General features: G+C 61.8%; 17 protein-coding genes and 1 tRNA gene. 14 read left to right on the top strand and 4 right to left on the bottom strand.

Annotated elements, in window-relative coordinates; genetic code table 11:
- Positions 1-15: 15 nt before the first annotated feature.
- On the bottom strand, positions 16-1,311 hold the full coding sequence (locus tag CRO23_RS07845; protein WP_028127724.1) for an MFS transporter: 1,296 nt from the start codon (positions 1,309-1,311) through the stop codon (positions 16-18).
- A gap of 436 nt (positions 1,312-1,747) precedes the next feature.
- Here CRO23_RS07845 and CRO23_RS07850 point away from each other — a divergent pair, with 436 nt between their 5' ends.
- The 3 genes from CRO23_RS07850 to CRO23_RS07860 all read left to right on the top strand — a co-directional run bounded on the left by CRO23_RS07850 (position 1,748) and on the right by CRO23_RS07860 (position 4,031).
- Positions 1,748-2,101: a type II toxin-antitoxin system RelE/ParE family toxin gene (locus CRO23_RS07850; protein ID WP_049298854.1), complete on the top strand. Its 354-nt coding sequence runs from the start codon at positions 1,748-1,750 to the stop codon at positions 2,099-2,101.
- A 4-nt stretch (positions 2,102-2,105) separates the two neighbouring features.
- Positions 2,106-2,408: an XRE family transcriptional regulator gene (locus CRO23_RS07855; RefSeq protein WP_016927038.1), complete on the top strand. Its 303-nt coding sequence runs from the start codon at positions 2,106-2,108 to the stop codon at positions 2,406-2,408.
- Positions 2,409-2,822: 414 nt separating this feature from the next.
- Entirely contained in the window at positions 2,823-4,031 is a 1,209-nt protein-coding gene (locus CRO23_RS07860; protein ID WP_016927039.1) for an aldose 1-epimerase family protein, read from the top strand.
- A 73-nt stretch (positions 4,032-4,104) separates the two neighbouring features.
- On the opposite strand, the gene CRO23_RS07865 is transcribed toward CRO23_RS07860, so the two are convergent.
- Positions 4,105-4,180, bottom strand: a tRNA-Asn gene (locus CRO23_RS07865).
- Positions 4,181-4,635: 455 nt separating this feature from the next.
- Here CRO23_RS07865 and CRO23_RS07870 point away from each other — a divergent pair.
- The 5 genes from CRO23_RS07870 to CRO23_RS07890 all read left to right on the top strand — a co-directional run bounded on the left by CRO23_RS07870 (position 4,636) and on the right by CRO23_RS07890 (position 9,674).
- Complete coding sequence (locus tag CRO23_RS07870) at positions 4,636-5,754, top strand: branched-chain amino acid ABC transporter substrate-binding protein (protein ID WP_016927040.1); 1,119 nt, start codon at positions 4,636-4,638, stop codon at positions 5,752-5,754.
- Between the two features lie 123 nt (positions 5,755-5,877).
- A complete protein-coding gene (locus tag CRO23_RS07875; RefSeq protein WP_016927041.1) occupies positions 5,878-6,792 on the top strand; it encodes an ABC transporter permease subunit in 915 nt (304 codons plus the stop codon).
- 10 nt (positions 6,793-6,802) lie between these two features.
- Positions 6,803-8,089 (top strand): high-affinity branched-chain amino acid ABC transporter permease LivM, encoded by a 1,287-nt coding sequence (gene livM, locus CRO23_RS07880; RefSeq protein WP_033639877.1) that lies wholly within the window; start codon positions 6,803-6,805, stop codon positions 8,087-8,089.
- Complete coding sequence (locus CRO23_RS07885) at positions 8,086-8,961, top strand: ABC transporter ATP-binding protein (protein WP_016927043.1); 876 nt, start codon at positions 8,086-8,088, stop codon at positions 8,959-8,961. The genes livM and CRO23_RS07885 overlap by 4 nt, the downstream gene beginning before the upstream one ends.
- A complete protein-coding gene (locus tag CRO23_RS07890) occupies positions 8,958-9,674 on the top strand; it encodes an ABC transporter ATP-binding protein (protein WP_079449933.1) in 717 nt (238 codons plus the stop codon). Before CRO23_RS07885 ends, CRO23_RS07890 begins: the two co-directional genes overlap by 4 nt.
- A 30-nt stretch (positions 9,675-9,704) precedes the next feature.
- On the opposite strand, the gene CRO23_RS07895 is transcribed toward CRO23_RS07890, so the two are convergent.
- Positions 9,705-10,127: a winged helix-turn-helix transcriptional regulator gene (locus tag CRO23_RS07895; protein WP_016927044.1), complete on the bottom strand. Its 423-nt coding sequence runs from the start codon at positions 10,125-10,127 to the stop codon at positions 9,705-9,707.
- 86 nt (positions 10,128-10,213) lie between these two features.
- On the opposite strand from CRO23_RS07895, the gene CRO23_RS07900 reads away from it, so the two are divergent.
- Positions 10,214-11,161: an aromatic alcohol reductase gene (locus CRO23_RS07900; protein WP_016927045.1), complete on the top strand. Its 948-nt coding sequence runs from the start codon at positions 10,214-10,216 to the stop codon at positions 11,159-11,161.
- Positions 11,162-11,178: 17 nt separating this feature from the next.
- On the opposite strand, the gene CRO23_RS07905 is transcribed toward CRO23_RS07900, so the two are convergent.
- The gene (locus tag CRO23_RS07905; RefSeq protein WP_028127723.1) at positions 11,179-11,865 is read right to left on the bottom strand and encodes an aspartyl/asparaginyl beta-hydroxylase domain-containing protein; all 687 of its coding nucleotides are present in this window, start codon (positions 11,863-11,865) and stop codon (positions 11,179-11,181) included.
- A gap of 260 nt (positions 11,866-12,125) precedes the next feature.
- Between CRO23_RS07905 and CRO23_RS07910 the strand changes: the two genes are divergently transcribed.
- The 5 genes from CRO23_RS07910 to CRO23_RS07930 all read left to right on the top strand — a co-directional run bounded on the left by CRO23_RS07910 (position 12,126) and on the right by CRO23_RS07930 (position 17,896).
- Positions 12,126-13,316: a sugar transporter gene (locus CRO23_RS07910; protein ID WP_028128352.1), complete on the top strand. Its 1,191-nt coding sequence runs from the start codon at positions 12,126-12,128 to the stop codon at positions 13,314-13,316.
- Between the two features lie 174 nt (positions 13,317-13,490).
- Complete coding sequence (locus CRO23_RS07915) at positions 13,491-14,885, top strand: MFS transporter (RefSeq protein WP_028128351.1); 1,395 nt, start codon at positions 13,491-13,493, stop codon at positions 14,883-14,885.
- Between the two features lie 142 nt (positions 14,886-15,027).
- A complete protein-coding gene (locus CRO23_RS07920) occupies positions 15,028-15,858 on the top strand; it encodes an alpha/beta fold hydrolase (RefSeq protein ID WP_016927049.1) in 831 nt (276 codons plus the stop codon).
- A 9-nt stretch (positions 15,859-15,867) separates the two neighbouring features.
- A complete protein-coding gene (locus CRO23_RS07925) occupies positions 15,868-16,293 on the top strand; it encodes a DoxX family protein (RefSeq protein WP_016927050.1) in 426 nt (141 codons plus the stop codon).
- Entirely contained in the window at positions 16,286-17,896 is a 1,611-nt protein-coding gene (locus CRO23_RS07930; RefSeq protein ID WP_097101695.1) for an MFS transporter, read from the top strand. The genes CRO23_RS07925 and CRO23_RS07930 overlap by 8 nt, the downstream gene beginning before the upstream one ends.
- The last annotated feature ends 77 nt before the right edge of the window (positions 17,897-17,973 follow it).

Here is a 17,973-nt window from a genome sequence, read left to right on the forward strand (position 1 = left end):
TGTTGCGATTGCGGGTTAGCGTGCGGTTTGCAGCGGCATGGCGATGCGGCGATACAGATACAGCGTCGCCAGCAAGGCGCACAGCGCGGCGAAGCTCATCCAATAGCCCGGTGAAGCCTTATCGCCGGTGTATTCGATCAGGGCGGTGGAGATCACCGGCGTAAAGCCGCCGAACACCGCCGTCGCCAGGCTGTAGGCCAGCGAGAACCCGGCCACCCGCACTTCCGTTGGCATGATCTCCGTCAGGGCCGGGATCATGGCGCCGTTATAGAGGCCGTAAATGAAGGACAGCCACAGCAGCACGGCCAGCATCATGCCGAAGCTGGGGGCGGCGGCGAGCAGGCTCAGCGCCGGGTAGGCGGTGGCCAGCGTCAGCAGCGTCATGGCGACCAGAACCGGTTTGCGGCCGAAGCGGTCCGACAGCGCGCCGCCGATGGGCAGCCAGATGAAGTTGGAGATCGCCACCAGCAGGGTGACCAGCAAACTGTCGGAAGCGCTGAGCAGCAGCACCTTTTTGCCGAAGGTCGGCGCATAGACGGTGATCAGATAAAACGCGGTGGTGGTCATGGCGACCATCAGCATGCCGGCGATCACCACCGGCCAATTTTTCAGCAGGGTTTTAAACACGTCGCGCATCGCCAGGTGGTGACGGCGGGCGGTAAACTCCTGCGTTTCTTCCAGCTTGCGGCGCAGGAGGAAGATGAAGGGAACGATCAGGCAGCCGAACAGGAAAGGAATGCGCCAGCCCCATTCGCGAATGGCGCTTTCTTCCAACGCCGCATTGAGCGCGAAGCCCATTGCCGCCGCCACCATAATCGCCACCTGCTGGCTGCCGGACTGCCAACTGGTGTAGAAGCCTTTACGGCCCGGCGTGGCGATTTCGGCCAGATAGACGGACACGCCGCCCAGCTCCGCACCCGCCGAGAAGCCTTGCAACAGGCGCCCGCACAGCACCAGCAGCGGCGCCCAAAGCCCGATGCTGTGGTAAGAGGGGATCAGCACAATCAGGAAGGTGCCCGCGGCCATGATCGACAGGGTCACGATCAGCCCTTTGCGGCGGCCGACTTTATCGATGTAAGCGCCTAGCACGATGGCGCCGATCGGGCGCATCAAAAAGCCCGCGCCGAACACCGCAAAGGTCATCATCAGTGAGGCGAACTCGCTGCTGGCCGGAAAAAAGGTGTGTGCGATGTAGGTGGCGTAAAAGCCGAACAGGAAAAAATCGAACTGCTCTAAAAAGTTGCCGGAGGTGACGCGCAATATCGCGCCGGCTCTGGCCCGGGGAGTCATGGGTGAGGTAGAGGAATGCATCTTTATCTCCAGTTTGTTATTGGCGCCTGACGCCGCGCCTGTTGCTGAAGACTCGCTCAGGAAAATAAAGTAAATAAGCGCAATAAACGCATGGCGCGATGCGTTTGGCGCATCAATCGGCGTTAACAATGTTGCCTAACCCGATGTAACGTGGCGTTAACAAGTTTGCCGCTCACCGCCCGCTGCGTAGAACGTCGAAAACGTTATGCGCTTTTTGTGACAGGGTTCATAAAGGGGCGGCGGGGAAACGTTCCGTGCCTCTGAACGATTGTTCGATACCGTGCGTAAAAAGCTGAATGCCTCGCACTGCGTTTGCAAAATGCGTGGATGTACGTTCAGCCTTGCAGTATCCACGCATGCCTTTGCATGCTATCCCAGCGCCTCTCTGCTATAGCTTTACATCTATATAGTTACTGATCTATGTTTTAGGGGGCCCGTGTGGGAAATTAAAACAACGGATGCATTTGATCATTGGTTCAGATCACTCAGCGATGCCGATCGGGCCGGCGTACTTGCCGCATTGATGGTCCTGCGGGAAAAGGGGCCGGGGCTGCCCAGACCCTATGCCGATACGGTTAAAGGCTCACGTTACAGCAATATGAAAGAGTTGCGCATTCAGCGCCGAGGCGAACCGTTGCGGGCATTCTTCGCTTTCGATCCGTACCGTATTGGCATTGTGCTTTGCGCGGGCAATAAAGCCGGTAATGAAAAGCGTTTTTACGATGGGATGATCCAGGTTGCCGATCGGGAATTCACGAACTGGCTGAACACATTAAACGAGAAGGAGTGACGCGATGGGCAGAACGTTGGAACAGCTTATTGCGGATGAAAAGCCCGAGGTCGTGGCCAAAGCGCAGGCGCTGGCGGCGGACATCATGCTGAACATTCACCTTGCCGAGCTGCGTGAAAAAGTACAGAAAACGCAGGTTGAAATGGCGCAGGCGCTGGGGATCAGGCAGCCGACCGTTGCCGTGATGGAAAAACCGGGCCGCGATCTGAAACTGTCTTCGCTTAAACGCTATGTTGAGGCGGCCGGCGGCAAACTGCGCCTGGACATTGAACTGCCGGACGGCTCTCACTACGAGTTTGTGCTGTAAGCGCTAACGGCAGAAAGGCACAAAGCCCGCTCAGATTCCCCGGTGCGGGCTTTGTGCTTTGACACAAGCAGGCGGCCGTGAAAGTAACGAGGCGCAAGACGGGCAGGCTGTCTGAGCGCTTTCGTTTGGGCCGGATAGCGTTAAACAAGCCACTTGCACTCCCTTCGCGATGTCTCGCTTGCCCGTAACTGTCCCCTTGCTCCTTAGCTGAAACGATACAAATTATGTTGATGAGTAGCTCGTTTCATGTGCAAAAACTCAACGTCTTTCATTAAAACTGCGATGAAATTCGTATTTCTATTGCACTATTTCTTCAAATACTCACCCGGTGAAGCTCATCACATTTCTTTAACCTGCTTAACAGTAGATTTTCCCTTGTTTATAAAAAATCGATTCAGCTAAAGGGGAAGGGAAATGAAAAAGACATGGGTGATGGCGGTGTTTTCGGCCCTGATTTCAGGACAGGCGGCGGCGCAGAGTTGGGTGCTGACCAGCGCTGAAGATGGCGTGGAGAAAGGAAACTGGAAGATTTCGAGCGAGGCGCTGAAGATTAAGGATAAAACGTTCAGCATTGAGCAGAAGGTATTGCACGGCGGTAAGCAAGAAGGCAGCAAAGTCGTGATTATCCGCAGCGAGGATGGCCTGACCATCACGCTGAGTCCCACCCGCGGCATGAACCTCCTGCGGGCAGAAGGATTTGGCGCGAAAATGGGATGGGATTCCCCGGTCAAAGAGGTGGTCAACCCCGCCTTTATCAACCTGGAAAGCCGCAATGGGCTCGGCTGGCTGGAAGGTTTCAATGAGATGATGGTGCGTTGTGGCTATGAGTGGACCGGTCATCCAGTGACCGAAGGAGGGCAAATTTACACGTTGCACGGCAAAGCGGGCAATACGCCGGCCTCGCGGGTTGAGGTTGAGGTCGCGGATACGGCGCCGTATGAAATTCGTGTTCGCGGCCTGATCAAAGAGAGCACATTTAAAAAAGCCGATCTGCAAACCCTGACCGAATTGCGCTATGTGCCCGGCAGCAACAGTTTCCGCCTGCATGATGTGTTAACCAACCGGGCGGATTATCCCCATGACTACCAGATTATTTATCACAGCAATTTCGGCGCGCCGATTCTGGAAAATGGCGCTCGCTTCCTGGCGCCGATGGCCACCATCAGTCCGTTTAACGACTATGCCAAAGCCGGGCTGAAGACCTGGGGAACCTATGCCGGTCCAACCAAAGGGTTCGATGAAATGGTCTTTAACATTAAGCCATTATCGGATCCGAATCATCAGACACTGGCGGCGCTGGTCAATAACGCGGGCGACAAAGGGGTGGCGATTCAGTTCGATACCCGCCAGTTGCCCGTCCTGACGCTGTGGAAGAATACCGATACGTTAAAACAGGGGTATGTAACGGGGATTGAGCCGGGCACCAGCTATGCCTACCCGGTCACTGTCGAGCGCGAACAAAAACGCGTTAAGCAGTTGCAGCCTGGCGCCAGTGCGCAGTTTGATCTGACCTATACCTTGCTGCACAGCAAAGCGCAGGTAGCGGGTCTGGCGCAGAAGATTGCGGATATTCAGGGCAAGGTAAAAATTGATGAGAATGACGCGCCGATAGCCACAGAGTAACGCTGCCTGTCGATGCATTTAGCGTTAAAGCAAAAAGCCCGCTTAAGTTTCCTTAAGCGGGCTTCTCTAAATATGGCTCCTCTGACTGGACTCGAACCAGTGACATACGGATTAACAGTCCGCCGTTCTACCGACTGAACTACAGAGGAATCGTGTGAACGGGGCGAATAATAGCGGGGCGCCTGGGGTTTGTCAAAGCGCTAAACTGCAAAAAAAGCGCGTTTGCTGAGGTAATGAGCACCTTGCGCTGTTTTTCGGCATTTTCCATCGCGATGCGTTGATTTTTGCATCCCCAATCGTTTTGACGCCGCTTGCACACGCCTTTGCACGGCGATGGTGCAGGGTCACTCTCGCTATCCTGCACCTTCCCATCTTGGCCGTACGGCCCAGCCCCTGTTATCCCCGCCACACGCCGCGCCGCAACTGATATGTAGGATGAATAAGCAAACAATATGTATTCGTCGTCACAATGGCTGGATTTTTGCTTACCCATTTTTGGGGAATGCGACTGCGCTCTCAAGAAAATTATTTTCCCCGTCTACACATAAAGTGACTGATCCGCGCCCCAGGGCGTTTCGCTACAACAGTGCTGAGGAAGATAACAATGTCATCGAAATTGATAAAAAGTCCGCTCGCTGCTTTGCTCATCGGTTGTTTAGGTACGGCGTTTTCCGCGCAGGCTGATATCGTCATCGGCGTCGCCGGGCCGTTCTCCGGGCCGAACGCCACTTACGGCGATCAGTATTGGCGCGGGGCTTCGCAGGCGGCGGCGGACATCAACGCCGCCGGCGGCATCAAAGGGGAAAAAATCAAACTGGTGCAAGGGGATGACGCCTGTGAACCGAAACAGGCGGTCGCGGTCGCCAACCGGCTGGTGGATCAGGACAAGGTCTCGGCGGTGGTCGGCCACTTCTGTTCCTCATCCACCATGCCCGCCTCCGAGGTGTATGACGAGGCCGGCATCATCGCCATTACCCCCGGCTCCACCAACCCGCAGATCACCGAGCGCGGCATGAAGACCATGTTCCGCATGTGCGGGCGCGACGATCAGCAGGGCGTCATCGCCACCAACTACATGCTGGATACCCTGAAGGCCAAACGCATCGCGGTGATCCACGATAAAGACACCTACGGCCAGGGGCTGGCGGACGCCGCCAAGGCGGCGATGAACAAGCGCGGGGTTAAAGAGGTGCTGTATGAGGGGCTGTCGCGCGGCGAGAAAGACTTCAACGCGCTGGTGACCAAGATCGCCTCGGTCAAACCTGACGTGGTTTACTTCGGCGGCTGCCATCCGGAAGCCGGGCCGCTGGTGCGCCAGATGCGCGAGCAGGGCGTGACCGCCAAGTTCTTCTCCGGCGACTGCGTGGTGACCGAAGAGCTGGTGACCGCCGCCGGCGGGCCGCAGTACACCAACGGCGTGCTGATGACCTTCGGCAACGATCCGCGCCAGATCGCGGAAGGCAAGGCGGTGATCGCCAAGTTCCGCGCCAGCGGCTTTGAGCCGGAAGGCTACACCCTTTACTCCTACGCTTCGATCCAGGCGATCGCCGCCGCCTTCAACGCCACCGGCGGCAAAGACAGCGCCAAGGCCGCCGAATGGCTGAAGTCGCACGACGTGGACACCGTGATGGGCAAAAAAGCCTGGGATCAGAAGGGCGATCTGAAGGTCTCGGACTACGTGGTCTATCAATGGGATGACAAGGGCAAATATCACCAGCTGTAAACGGCCGAACCGTGAAGTTATGACCCTATGACCGACGGGCCGCCGCCCTGGCGCGCCCGTTCCGCGACTACCTTTGGCCGCGTCGGACTGCGTTGGCGGCCTTACCAGGCGAGACTGCTCATTATGGATGTATTCTTTCTGCAACAGCTGATCAACGGCCTGACCCTCGGCGCGGTGTATGGCCTGATCGCCATCGGCTACACCATGGTTTACGGCATCATCGGCATGATCAACTTCGCCCACGGCGAGGTGTACATGATCTCCGCCTACCTGTGCGCCATCGGTCTGGCGCTGCTGTCGTTCTTCGGGCTGCACTCGTTCCCGCTGCTGATCCTCGGCACGCTGGTATTCACCATCGTCATCACCGGGGTGTACGGCTGGGTGATCGAGCGCATCGCCTACAGGCCGCTGCGCAACTCCACCCGCCTGGCGCCGCTGATCTCCGCCATCGGCATGTCGTTAATCCTGCAAAACTATGCGCAGATCAGCCAGGGGCCGCGCCAGCAGGGCATCCCGACGCTGCTGAGCGGCGTGTTCCGCCTGGAGTTCGACGGCGGCGTGGTGCAGATCACCTACACCAAGGTGTTCATTTTGGTGGCGTCGCTGCTCGGCATGGCGATCCTCACCTACATCATTCAGCGCACCCGGCTGGGGCGCATCTGCCGCGCCACCCAGCAGGATCGCAAAATGGCCTCGATTCTCGGCATCAATACCGATCGGGTGATCTCGCTGGTGTTCGTGATCGGCGCCGCCATGGCCGGGCTGGCCGGGGTGCTGATCACCATGAACTACGGCACCTTCGATTTTTACGTCGGCTTTATCATCGGCATTAAGGCCTTCACCGCCGCGGTGCTGGGCGGCATCGGTTCGCTGCCGGGCGCGATGCTCGGCGGGCTGCTGCTCGGGGTCGCGGAGGCGCAGTTCGCCGGCATGGTGAATTCGGATTACAAGGACGTGTTCTCCTTCGGGTTGCTGGTGGCGATCCTGATCTTCCGCCCGCAGGGCCTGCTCGGCCGGCCGCTGGTCGCCAAGGTTTAAGGAGAACGCCATGTCGCAATCCGTAATCAACGGCGGGCTGGACGTTAAACGCAGCCTGCTGGATGCCGTTTTGGCCGGGCTGATCGCCCTGATCGTGTTCGGGCCGATCGTTGGCATCGTGCTGAACGGCTACAGCTTCAACGTCGAGCCGCGCCGGCTGGTGTGGATCATCGTTGCGGTGATGGCCGGGCGGCTGTTGCTGAGCCTGTTCCTGCAAACCGCGCCGGGCCGCAAGGTGCTGGCGCGCTTCGACGGCGGCAACGACGGCGTTTACGTGCGCCCGCTGGGCTATAAATCCAATCTGCGCTGGTTCCTGCCGCTGATGGCGGCGATCGCGCTGTTGTTCCCGTTCGTCGCCACCAAGTACCTGCTGACGGTGGCGATCCTCGGCCTGATCTATGTGCTGCTTGGGCTGGGGCTGAATATCGTGGTCGGGTTGGCGGGGCTGCTGGATCTGGGGTACGTGGCGTTTTACGCCATCGGCGCCTACGGGCTGGCATTGGGCTACCAGTATCTCGGGCTCGGTTTTTGGGCGATGCTGCCGCTCGGGGCGCTGATGGCGGCGCTGGCCGGCGCGCTGCTGGGCTTTCCGGTGCTGCGTATGCACGGCGACTATCTCGCCATCGTCACGCTCGGGTTCGGCGAGATCATCCGGCTGGTGCTGAACAACTGGATGTCGCTCACCGGCGGGCCGAACGGCATTTCGGTGCCGGCGCCGACGGTGTTCGGTCTGGAGTTCGGCCGGCGCGCCAAGGACGGCGGGGTGCCGATCCACGAGTTTCTCGGCATCGATTACAATCCCAACCTCAAGTTCATCTTCATCTACGCGATGCTGTTCTTGGTGGTGCTGCTGGTGCTGTACATCAAGCACCGGCTGACGCGCATGCCGATCGGCCGCGCCTGGGAGGCGCTGCGCGAGGACGAGATCGCCTGCCGTTCTTTGGGGCTGAATCACGTGCTGGTGAAGCTGTCGGCGTTTATGCTCGGCGCCTCCACCGCCGGGCTGGCGGGGGTGTTTTTCGCCACTTACCAGGGGTTCGTCAACCCGACGTCGTTCACCTTCTTCGAGTCGGCGCTGATCCTGGCGATCGTGGTGCTGGGCGGCATGGGCTCCACCCTCGGCGTGGTGCTGGCGGCCTTCGTGCTGACGGTGGCGCCGGAGTTGCTGCGCAGCTTCGCCGAATACCGGGTGCTGCTGTTTGGCGTGCTGATGGTGGCGATGATGATCTGGCGGCCGCGCGGGCTGGTGCGCATTAGCCGATCCAGCTTCGCCGAACGCAAGGGGGTGGCGCCATGAGCGACGCCATTTTGCGGGTGGAACACCTGATGATGCGCTTTGGCGGCATCAAGGCGCTGAACGACGTCAATCTGGAGGTGGAGCGCGGTTCCATCACCGCCCTGATCGGCCCCAACGGCGCCGGCAAGACCACGGTGTTCAATTGCCTGACCGGCTTTTACCGCGCCAGCGGCGGTGCGATCCTGCTCAATACCCACAAGCGGCCGACCGACGTGATCCAGGTGCTGGGGCAGAAGTTCCGCGCCGGCGACTGGATACGCCCGAAGCGGCTCGGTTCGCGCCTCTATTACAAGATGTTCGGCGGCACCCACCTGGTCAACCGCGCCGGGCTGGCGCGCACCTTCCAGAATATCCGCCTGTTCCGCGAAATGTCGGTGGTGGAGAACCTGCTGGTGGCGCAGCACATGCAGAGCAACCGCAACCTGATCGCCGGGGTGCTGAATACGCCGGGCTACCGCCGGGCGGAAAGCGCCGCGCTCGATCACGCCTTCTATTGGTTGGAGGTGGTGGATCTGGCGGACTGCGCCAACCGGCTGGCGGGGGAGATGTCCTACGGCCAGCAGCGGCGGCTGGAGATCGCGCGCGCCATGTGCACCGCGCCGGAGATGATCTGCCTCGACGAACCGGCCGCCGGGCTGAACCCGGTGGAGACGGCCGCGCTGAGCCGCATCATCCGCTTCCTGCGCCAGCATCACGGCATCACGGTGCTGCTGATCGAGCATGACATGGGCATGGTAATGGAGATCTCCGATCGGGTGATCGTGCTCGATCACGGCGATGTGATCGCCCGCGGCACGCCGCAAGAGATCCAGCACAACGAGGCGGTGATCGCCGCCTACCTGGGCGCGGACGAAGAGGAGCTGGCGGGATGAGCGAAACGATGTTGGAATTTCGCGAAGTGGACGTGTTTTACGGGCCGATCCAGGCGCTGCGCCAGGTGTCGCTGCAGGTGAACGCCGGGGAGACGGTGGCGCTGATCGGCGCCAACGGCGCGGGCAAGTCCACGCTGTTGATGTCGATCTTCGGCCAGCCGCGCATCGCCGGCGGGCAGATCCTGTTTCGCGGCGAGGACATCAGCCGCCGCTCCACGCACTTTGTTGCCAGCAGCGGCATCGCGCAGGCGCCGGAGGGGCGGCGCATCTTTCCGGACATGAGCGTGGAGGAGAACCTGTTGATGGGCACCATCACCGTCGGCAATCGCTACCTGGAGGAGGATTTGCCGCGCATGTTCGAGCTGTTTCCGCGCCTCAAGGAGCGGCGCAACCAGCGGGCGATGACCATGTCCGGCGGCGAGCAGCAGATGCTGGCGATCGCCCGCGCGCTGATGAGCCGGCCGAAGCTGCTGCTGTTGGACGAGCCGAGCCTGGGGCTGGCGCCGATCGTGGTGCGGCAGATCTTCGGGGTGCTGCGCGAGCTGACCCGCAGCGGCATGACGCTGTTTCTGGTGGAGCAGAACGCCAACCACGCGTTGAAACTGTCCGATCGCGGCTATGTGATGGTCAACGGCCAGATCCGCCTCACCGGCAGCGGCCAGGAACTGTTGAACGATCCGGAGGTGAGAAAGGCCTATCTGGGCGGCGGCTGAACGCCGCCTCACGGGCAGGGATGCCCGCGTTCATCCCTCGATGGCGTTTCGCTCTTGATCATCGTAGTGCGAGCGGGCCGCTCTGAAGGCGTCGGCGGAGGCGATAATCCACGACCAGAGCGGCAGCATGTTGAGCAGCATCTCTTCCCCCGCGTCGGTGATGGTGTAAACCACGCGGGGCAGTTTTTCCTGATAATCGCAGCGCGATATCAATCCATCCCGCTCGAGATGGCGCAGTGTCCGCGTCAGCATTCTCTGCGTCACGCCCGCTAATTGGCGGCTTATTTCGCCGTGGCGCAGCGGCCCGTGGGTGCCCAGGATATGCAATACCCCCAGCGACCAACGGTTGCCCGCATGTGCGAGGATCTCGCGCTTCAGCCCTTCATCGTCGTTGCTCAATGCTTCACAGAACGCCTGCGAAAATTGCAGCAGCGCTTCCCGATCGCTCGTCATATTCCTCTCCGGTATCACGCGTGTACCTAATTGAACCCGTTTTTGTCAGCTGTCAGGATGACGCAGTGTCAAGACAGGAGGCAAGCATGAAATCCACAAATCCATCCATCAATACCGTGCTCATACTCGGCGCCGGTGAACTGGGGCTGCCGGTATTGCGTGCGATGAGCCGGCAGGCTCGGCTATATCCATCTTTAAAAATCAGCGTGCTGCTCCGGCCGGAGGCCGCCCGCGCCGTCAACGGCCCGCTCCGGGCGCGGCGGGATGCGCTGGCGCGGCTCGGCATCGCCGTGGTGGAAGGCGATCTGCAGCAAAACGGCGTGGAGGCGCTGAGTGCGCTATTCCGTTCCTTCGACGCGGTGATCAACTGCAGCGGCTTTGTCGGCGGGGCGGGCACGCAGATAAAGATCACCCAGGCCGTCTTGCAAGCGGGCGTGGCGCGCTACTTCCCGTGGCAGTTCGGCGTGGACTACGATGTTGTCGGCAAAGGCAGCGGGCAACAGGTGTGGGATGAACAGCTCGAGGTGCGTCACCTGCTGCGTGCGCAGCGTGCGACGGAGTGGGTGATTGTTTCCACGGGCATTTTCACCAGCTACCTGTTTGACCCCGGCTTTGGCGTGGTGGACGCGGCAACCAAAACGGTGCGCGCGCTGGGCGACTGGCGCTACGCGGTGACGCTGACCACCCCCGAGGACATTGGCCGGCTGACGGCCGCGATTTTTTTCCATCGGCCCGCGTTTCGCAACCAGGTGGTCTATATCGCCGGCGACACGCTGACCTACCGCGAGCTTGCCGATGTCATGCAGGCGCGCTGGGGCGTGGAGGTCAACAGGATCCTGTTGGACAAAGAGCGGCTGCGGGAAGATGTGCGGAACCATCCGCGTGACGTCGGCGCCAAATACCGGTTGGCTTTCGCCCGGCCCGACGGCGTGGCGTGGGATAAGGCGAAAACCTTCAATGCGCGCCAGGGCATAGCCACCACCACCGCCGAACAGTGGCTGGCGCAGCAATGGCCGATCCCTCAGGACGGTTAATCGCCTGAGCGCCGCAATCAGAACTGGCGCTGCATCCAGCGCACGTTCAGCCGCACCAGCGCGATGATGGCGCTGGAGAGCAGCCGCAGCCCGCCGGGCATGTCGCGGCGGCGAATGTCCAGCAGCAGCACGGTGCGCACCTGCGGGCTGTCGTTCCATACCTCGTGCTCGAAGGTATCGTCCCAGAGCATGAACTCCCCCTCGTGCAGCCGGTATTCGCGGCCGTCCACCTTCAGCACCGCCGCCGGCGCGCCGTCGGCGCGTTTGGGCATGTCCAGCACCAGATAGCCGCGCAGAATGCCGCGGAACGGACCGCGATGGGGCGGCACCTGTTTGCCGGGCGCCAGGAAGGAGAGCGACGCGGACAGCACGTCCGGCGAGGAGGCGATCAGCGCCGCCAGCGTCGGACAGCGCGCCAGGTTGCGGGGGATGGGCTGGCCATAGGCCTTCATGATGAACATGCGCCAGTCGCGCGCGTCGTTGGCGGAGATGGACGCCTGCTGGCTCATGATCTCGTGAAAGCGCGGGATATTGTGCAGATCGTGGGCGACCGTCAGCGCCTCTTCGCGGATCTGCCGCCATTGGGCGGTGAAGCGTTCGGCGTCGGGGAAGAGGGCCGCGCTGTCGAGCACCGGCTGGCCCTGGATGCGGCGATCGTAAACATTGCGCAGGGCAAGTACGGACCAATCATAAATCGCGGACATCATAATGACCTCGCCTCAGGAAACGCCAAAGGGACACTGCGCGCTTCTTCGGCGCGGCGCGTGGACGGCCGGGGAGAAACGGCAGGAAAAATTGGTACGCTTCAATAGATTAGCACAGCATTTGTGCAACCGTGTGTCTGCGAATGTGTCGAAATGCGGCGAAAAAAACCACACAATTAAAGTGTGACGCGTATCGCATTTAGCGGGCCGGTTGGTTAAAATATCGCGACTTGCCCGCACCTGTCCGGATTTCTTTTACCATGGAACACGCTCCCGTTTCGCGCTCAACCGCCTGGTTGCGCGTGGTCATCCTCGCCGTCTCGGCCTTTATTTTCAACACCACCGAGTTTATTCCGGTCGGTCTGCTGAGCGATATCGCCGCCAGCTTCTCGATGCAAACCGAACAGGTCGGCCTGATCATCACCATTTACGCCTGGATCGTCGCCGCCGCCTCGCTGGCGTGCATGCTGCTGACCAGCAAAATTGAGCGCCGCAAACTGTTGATCGGCGTGTTCATGCTGTTTATCGCCAGCCACGTGCTGACCGCCGTGGCCTGGAACTTCACCACGCTGGTTATCTCGCGCGCCGGCGTGGCGCTGGCGCACTCGGTGTTCTGGTCGATCACCGCCTCGCTGGCGATCCGCGTGGCGCCGCCGGGCAAGAAAGCCCAGGCGCTGAGCCTGCTGGCGGGCGGCACCGCGCTGGCGATGGTGCTCGGGTTGCCGCTCGGGCGGGTGGTCGGGCAACTGCTCGGCTGGCGCATGACCTTTATCGGCATCGCGGTGTGCGCCACGCTGGCGCTGGTGCTGCTGTGGCGCCTGCTGCCGGTGCTGAAAAGCGAGCACTCCGGTTCGCTGGCCAGCGTGCCGCTGCTGTTCAAACGCCCGGCGCTGGTGGCGCTGTACATGCTGACCATCATTGTGGTGACGGCGCACTTCACCGCCTACAGCTACATCGAGCCGTTTATCCAGACCGTGGCCGGGCTGTCGGAGAACTTCACCACGCTGATGCTGCTGCTGTTCGGCGCCGCCGGCATCGTCGGCAGCCTGCTGTTCAGCCGCTACAGCGAGCGGTTTCCTTCCAGCTTCTTCATCGGCGCCATCACGCTGCTGGCCTTGAGCCTGCTGCTGCTGTTGCCGGCGGCCGGCAGCGAAAGCCACCTGACGGTGCTGTGCATCTTCTGGGGGATGGCGATCATGGCGATCGGCCTGTCGATGCAGGCCAAAGTGCTGAGCCTGGCGCCGGACGCTACCGACGTGGCGATGGCGATTTTCTCCGGCCTGTACAACTTCGGCATCGGCAGCGGCGCGCTGCTGGGCAACCAGGTGAGTCTGCATCTGGGCATGGGCAACATCGGCTTCGTCGCCGCGCCGCTGGCGCTGATCGCCCTCGGCTGGTGCCTGTTGAGCGTCTACCGCAGCGAACGGCTGCAGCAGCACCACAGCCGTTAACCTGCGGATTCGGGATGCCGCTGCGGCATCCCGCGCTGCATTTTCCTGCTATAAAACAGGCTGCTGCAGCGTTTTATGCTTAACTTTTTTTCATAGTCTGCTAATTAAAAATTTAACTCCGACGCCGCTTCGCTAGCATAGAAAGTCATTAAAAATGTTAATGCGAGGTTAACGGTGAGTGACTCTGTAGCGGCGTCGCCGATCCATGCGCGGGATTTGGCGGCCAGAATCGACGCCTTGCCCGCGTCGGCCGGCCTGTGGCGCTTTATCATTCTGCTGTCGCTGGGCGGCTTTTTCGAACTCTACGATCTGTTCCAGACCGGCTATATCAGCACCGGCCTTATCGCCGACGGCATTTTCCACACCGGCGCGCAGGGCGTCTTCGGCGTGTCGGATCAGGCGGCCTTCGCCTCCGCCACCTTTCTCGGCCTGTTCGTCGGCGCCAGCCTGCTGAGCCCGTACGCCGATCGCTTCGGCCGGCGCGCCACCTTTATGTTCGCCCTGATCTGGTATGGCGCCTTCTCGCTGCTGTTGGCGTTTCAACAGCAGGCGGAATGGGTGATTTTTCTGCGTTTTCTGGTGGGCGTCGGGCTCGGCATCGAGTTGGTGACCATCGATACCTACCTGACGGAGTGGGTGCCCGCGCATCTGCGTACCCGGGCTTTCGCCTTCGCGTTCTTCGTGCAGTTTCTGTCGGTGCCGGCGGTGGCGCTGATGTCCTGGTGGCTGGTGCCGCAGACGATTTGGGGCCTGAGCGGCTGGCGCTATGTGGTGATCGCCGGCGCGCTGGCTTCGCTGGTGATCTGGCTGGTGCGCAAGGGGCTGCCGGAGTCGCCGCGCTGGCTGGTGCAACAGCGGCGCTATGCGCAGGCCCGGCAGGTGATGCGGGACATGGAACGGCGCTGCGGCGTGGCGGCCGCGGACTTCCCGTCGCGCCCGGTTGACGATGCCGAGGGGGCGCCGCTGCGCGGCCGCTTTCGCGACATCTGGGCGCCGCAATATCGCGATCGCACGCTGATGCTGGTAGTGATGAATTTCTTTCAGGCCATCGGCTTCTTCGGCTTCGGCAACTGGTTGCCGGCGCTGCTGTCGGGCAAGGGCGCTTCGGTCACCCACAGCTTGCTGTACGCTTTCTTCATCACGCTGGCCTACCCGCTTGGCTCGCTGCTGTGCAGCTTCTACGCCGACAAGATGGAGAACAAGTGGCAGATCGTGTTGTCCTGCCTGGTGACGGTGATCTTCGGCTCGCTGTTCGCACTGCAGAACAACCCACTGTGGCTGATCCTGTGCGGTTTCTTCATCACCTGGTCCAACGCCTGGCTGACCTACAGCTACCACTCGTATCAATCCGAGATCTTCCCGACCCATATCCGCGCCCGCGCCGTCGGTTTCTGCTACTCCTTCAGCCGCCTGTCGACGGTATTCAGCAGCATCATCATCGGCATTATCTTGCAGTACGGCGGTTCGCTGGGGGTGATCGCGTTTATCGTCGCCAGCATGCTGATCGTGATGCTGGTGATCGGGCTGTTCGGCCCAAAAACGCGCGGTATCGATCTGGAAAACATCTGACGTTTTGCGCCGGCGGCGACGCCGGCTTCTTCAGCAAAAAAACTCGCGATCATGCGAAAATTATTCCGTTATCACTGCCTTTACGCCTGCCGTACTGTTAACCCGTACAAAATCCAATTCGATACCGAGCGGGGAACACGTCATGAGCACCCTTACCGCGCCCGATGGCGCACGCATTTTCTATAAGGATTGGGGCCGCGGCCAGCCGATCCTGTTCTCCCACGGTTGGCCGCTGTCCGCCGACGCCTGGGACAACCAGCTGCTGTTTTTCGGCCAGAGCGGATTCCGCGTGATCGCCCACGATCGCCGCGGCCACGGCCGTTCCGATCAAACCTGGCACGGCAACGACATCAATCAATACGCTGACGATCTGGCCCTGCTGATCGAAACGCTGGATCTGCGCGATCTGATCCTGGTCGGCCATTCCACCGGCGGCGGCGAAGTGGCGCGCTACATCGGCCGTCACGGCAGCGATCGGGTGGCGAAGGTGGTGCTGGTCGGCGCCGTACCGCCGCTGATGCTGCAAACGCCGGTCAACCCTGAGGGTACGCCGATGGCGGCCTTCGACGGCATTCGCAGCGGCGTGGCGGGCAACCGCTCGCAGTTCTTCAAAGATTTGGCGGTGCCGTTCTATGGCCTCCACTGCGACGAGGTGGAGAGCAATGCGGGGCTGATCGACCACTTCTGGCTGATGGGCATGCAGGGCGGCGTGAAAGGGCAGTACGAGTGTGTGCGCGCGTTCTCCGAAGTGGATTACACCGCTGACCTGCTGGCGATCGACAAGCCGACGCTGCTGGTGCACGGCGACGCCGATCAGATCGTGCCGATCGGCGCCTCGGCGCTGAAAGCCGCTAAGCTTATGCAACAGGCGGAGCTGAATGTTTACGCCGGCGGTTCTCACGGTTTGGCGCAGGTCGATCCCGATCGCTTCAACGCCGATCTGCTGGCCTTCATCCAAAATTCGCCGTTTTAAGGGGGCGCGATGAACCTGACTGCTATCGCCGCCCGCTGCGCACAGCGGCTGCATGCGCCCGCGGTGCGCTGGCTGCTGCTGCTCGCCATTTGCGCCGCCTATATTCAGGGCGGGTTGGTCAAAGCGCTGAACGTCGAAGGCGCGATCGCCGAGATGAGCCACTTCGGTCTGCAGCCGTCGGCGCTGTTCGCCGTGCTGGTGACGCTGCTCGAACTGGCGGCGTCGGCGCTGATCCTGAGCGGCTTTTATCGCTGGCTCGGCGCGTTGGCGCTGGCCGGTTTTACCCTGATGGCGACGCTGATGGCCAATCCGTTCTGGCAGTTCGACGGGGCGGAGCGCGGCCAGATGATGAACGGATTTTTTGAACACCTCGGGCTGGCCGGCGCGCTGTTGCTGGTGGCATTTAACGATTTGAAGGAGCGAACGGATGGCTGAACAGACGGAAAACAAGGCGGCGGCGGGCGGCTTCGCGCCGCTGAAAATCCCATTATTTGCGGTGCTGTGGGGCGCCACGGTGCTCGGCAACGTCGGCAGCTTTATGCGCGACGTCGCCAGCTCGTGGCTGATCACTGACCTGTCGAGCAACCCTTCGGCGGTGGCGCTGATGCAAACCGCCGCTACGCTGCCGGTGTTCCTGCTGGCGATCCCGGCCGGGGTGCTGTCGGACATTCTCGATCGGCGGCGCTTTCTGATCTTCGTGCAAATTCTGCTGGCCTGCGTGAGCGGCAGCCTGCTGGTGCTGTCGCAGACCGGTTCGCTGACGGTGGAATATTTGCTGGCGCTGACGTTCGTCGGCGGCATCGGCGCGGCGCTGATGGGGCCGACCTGGCAGGCGATCGTGCCGGAGCTGGTGCCGCGCGCCGAGCTGAAAAACGCCGTGGCGCTGAACTCGCTGGGCATCAACATCGCCCGTTCCATCGGCCCGGCGGCCGGCGGTCTGCTGCTGGCCAGTTTCGGCGCCGGCGCGGCCTACGGCGCGGACGTGATGAGCTATGTGCTGGTGATCGCGGCGCTGCTGTGGTGGAAGCGGCCGAAGGCCGAGGACAGCGGCCTGTCGGAGCACTTTTTCGGCGCCTTCCGCGCCGGCCTGCGCTATGCCCGTTCCAGCCGCGAGCTGCACGTGGTGCTGCTGCGGGCGGCGGTGTTCTTCGCCTTCTCCTGCTCGGTCTGGGCGCTGCTGCCGCTGGTGGCGCGCCGCATGCTGGGCGGCAGCGCCGGTTTCTACGGCGTTCTGCTGGGAGCGGTAGGCGCCGGGGCGATCCTCGGGGCGATTGTGCTGCCGCGCCTGCGCCAGCGGCTGAATGCCGATGGGCTGGTGCTGTTGGCGGCGGTGCTCACCGCCGTGGTGATGGCGGCTCTGTCGCTGGCGCCGCCGCAGTGGTTGGCGGTGGTGTTGCTGTTGGTGCTGGGCGCCGGCTGGATTATCGCGCTGACCACGCTCAACGGCGCGGCGCAGGGCGTGCTGCCCAACTGGGTGCGCGGCCGCGGCCTGGCCATTTACCTGATGGTGTTCAACGGCGCGATGGCGGCGGGCAGCCTGCTGTGGGGGCTGGTGGCGCAGGAGCTGGGCGTGGCCGCCACGCTGCTGGTCGGCGGCGTCGGCCTGTTGGCGGCGGGGCTGCTGTTCCATCGCCTGCGCTTGCCGACCGGCGAGGCCGATCTGCAGCCGTCGAACCATTGGCCGGAGCCGTTGGTCAACACGCCGGTTGAAAACGATCGCGGCCCGGTGATGATTCAGGTGGAGTACCGCATCCGCGAACAGGATCGGCCGCAGTTCTTGCGCACGCTGCTGATGCTGGAGCGGGCGCGCCGCCGCGATGGCGCTTACGCCTGGGGCATCACCGAGCATACCGGCGATCCGGAATGCATCATGGAGTGGTTCCTGGTGGAGTCCTGGGCGGAGCACCTGCGGCAGCACCAGCGGGTGTCGCACGCCGACGCCGACCTGCAGCAGGAGGCGCTGCGCTTCCATATCGGCCCGGAGAAACCGGTGGTGCATCACTTCCTGTCGCTGGACAGGCGGCAGGTGAAGCATTAACTGCACGGCCGGGCGGTGAGAAGGTGCTATGCTTTTGGTCGGTTCGGCGGCGTGGCCGCCGTAAGACGAATGTAGTC

The sequence above is a fragment of the Serratia sp. JKS296 genome (assembly GCF_900215445.1).
GTDB lineage: Bacteria > Pseudomonadota > Gammaproteobacteria > Enterobacterales > Enterobacteriaceae > Serratia > Serratia marcescens.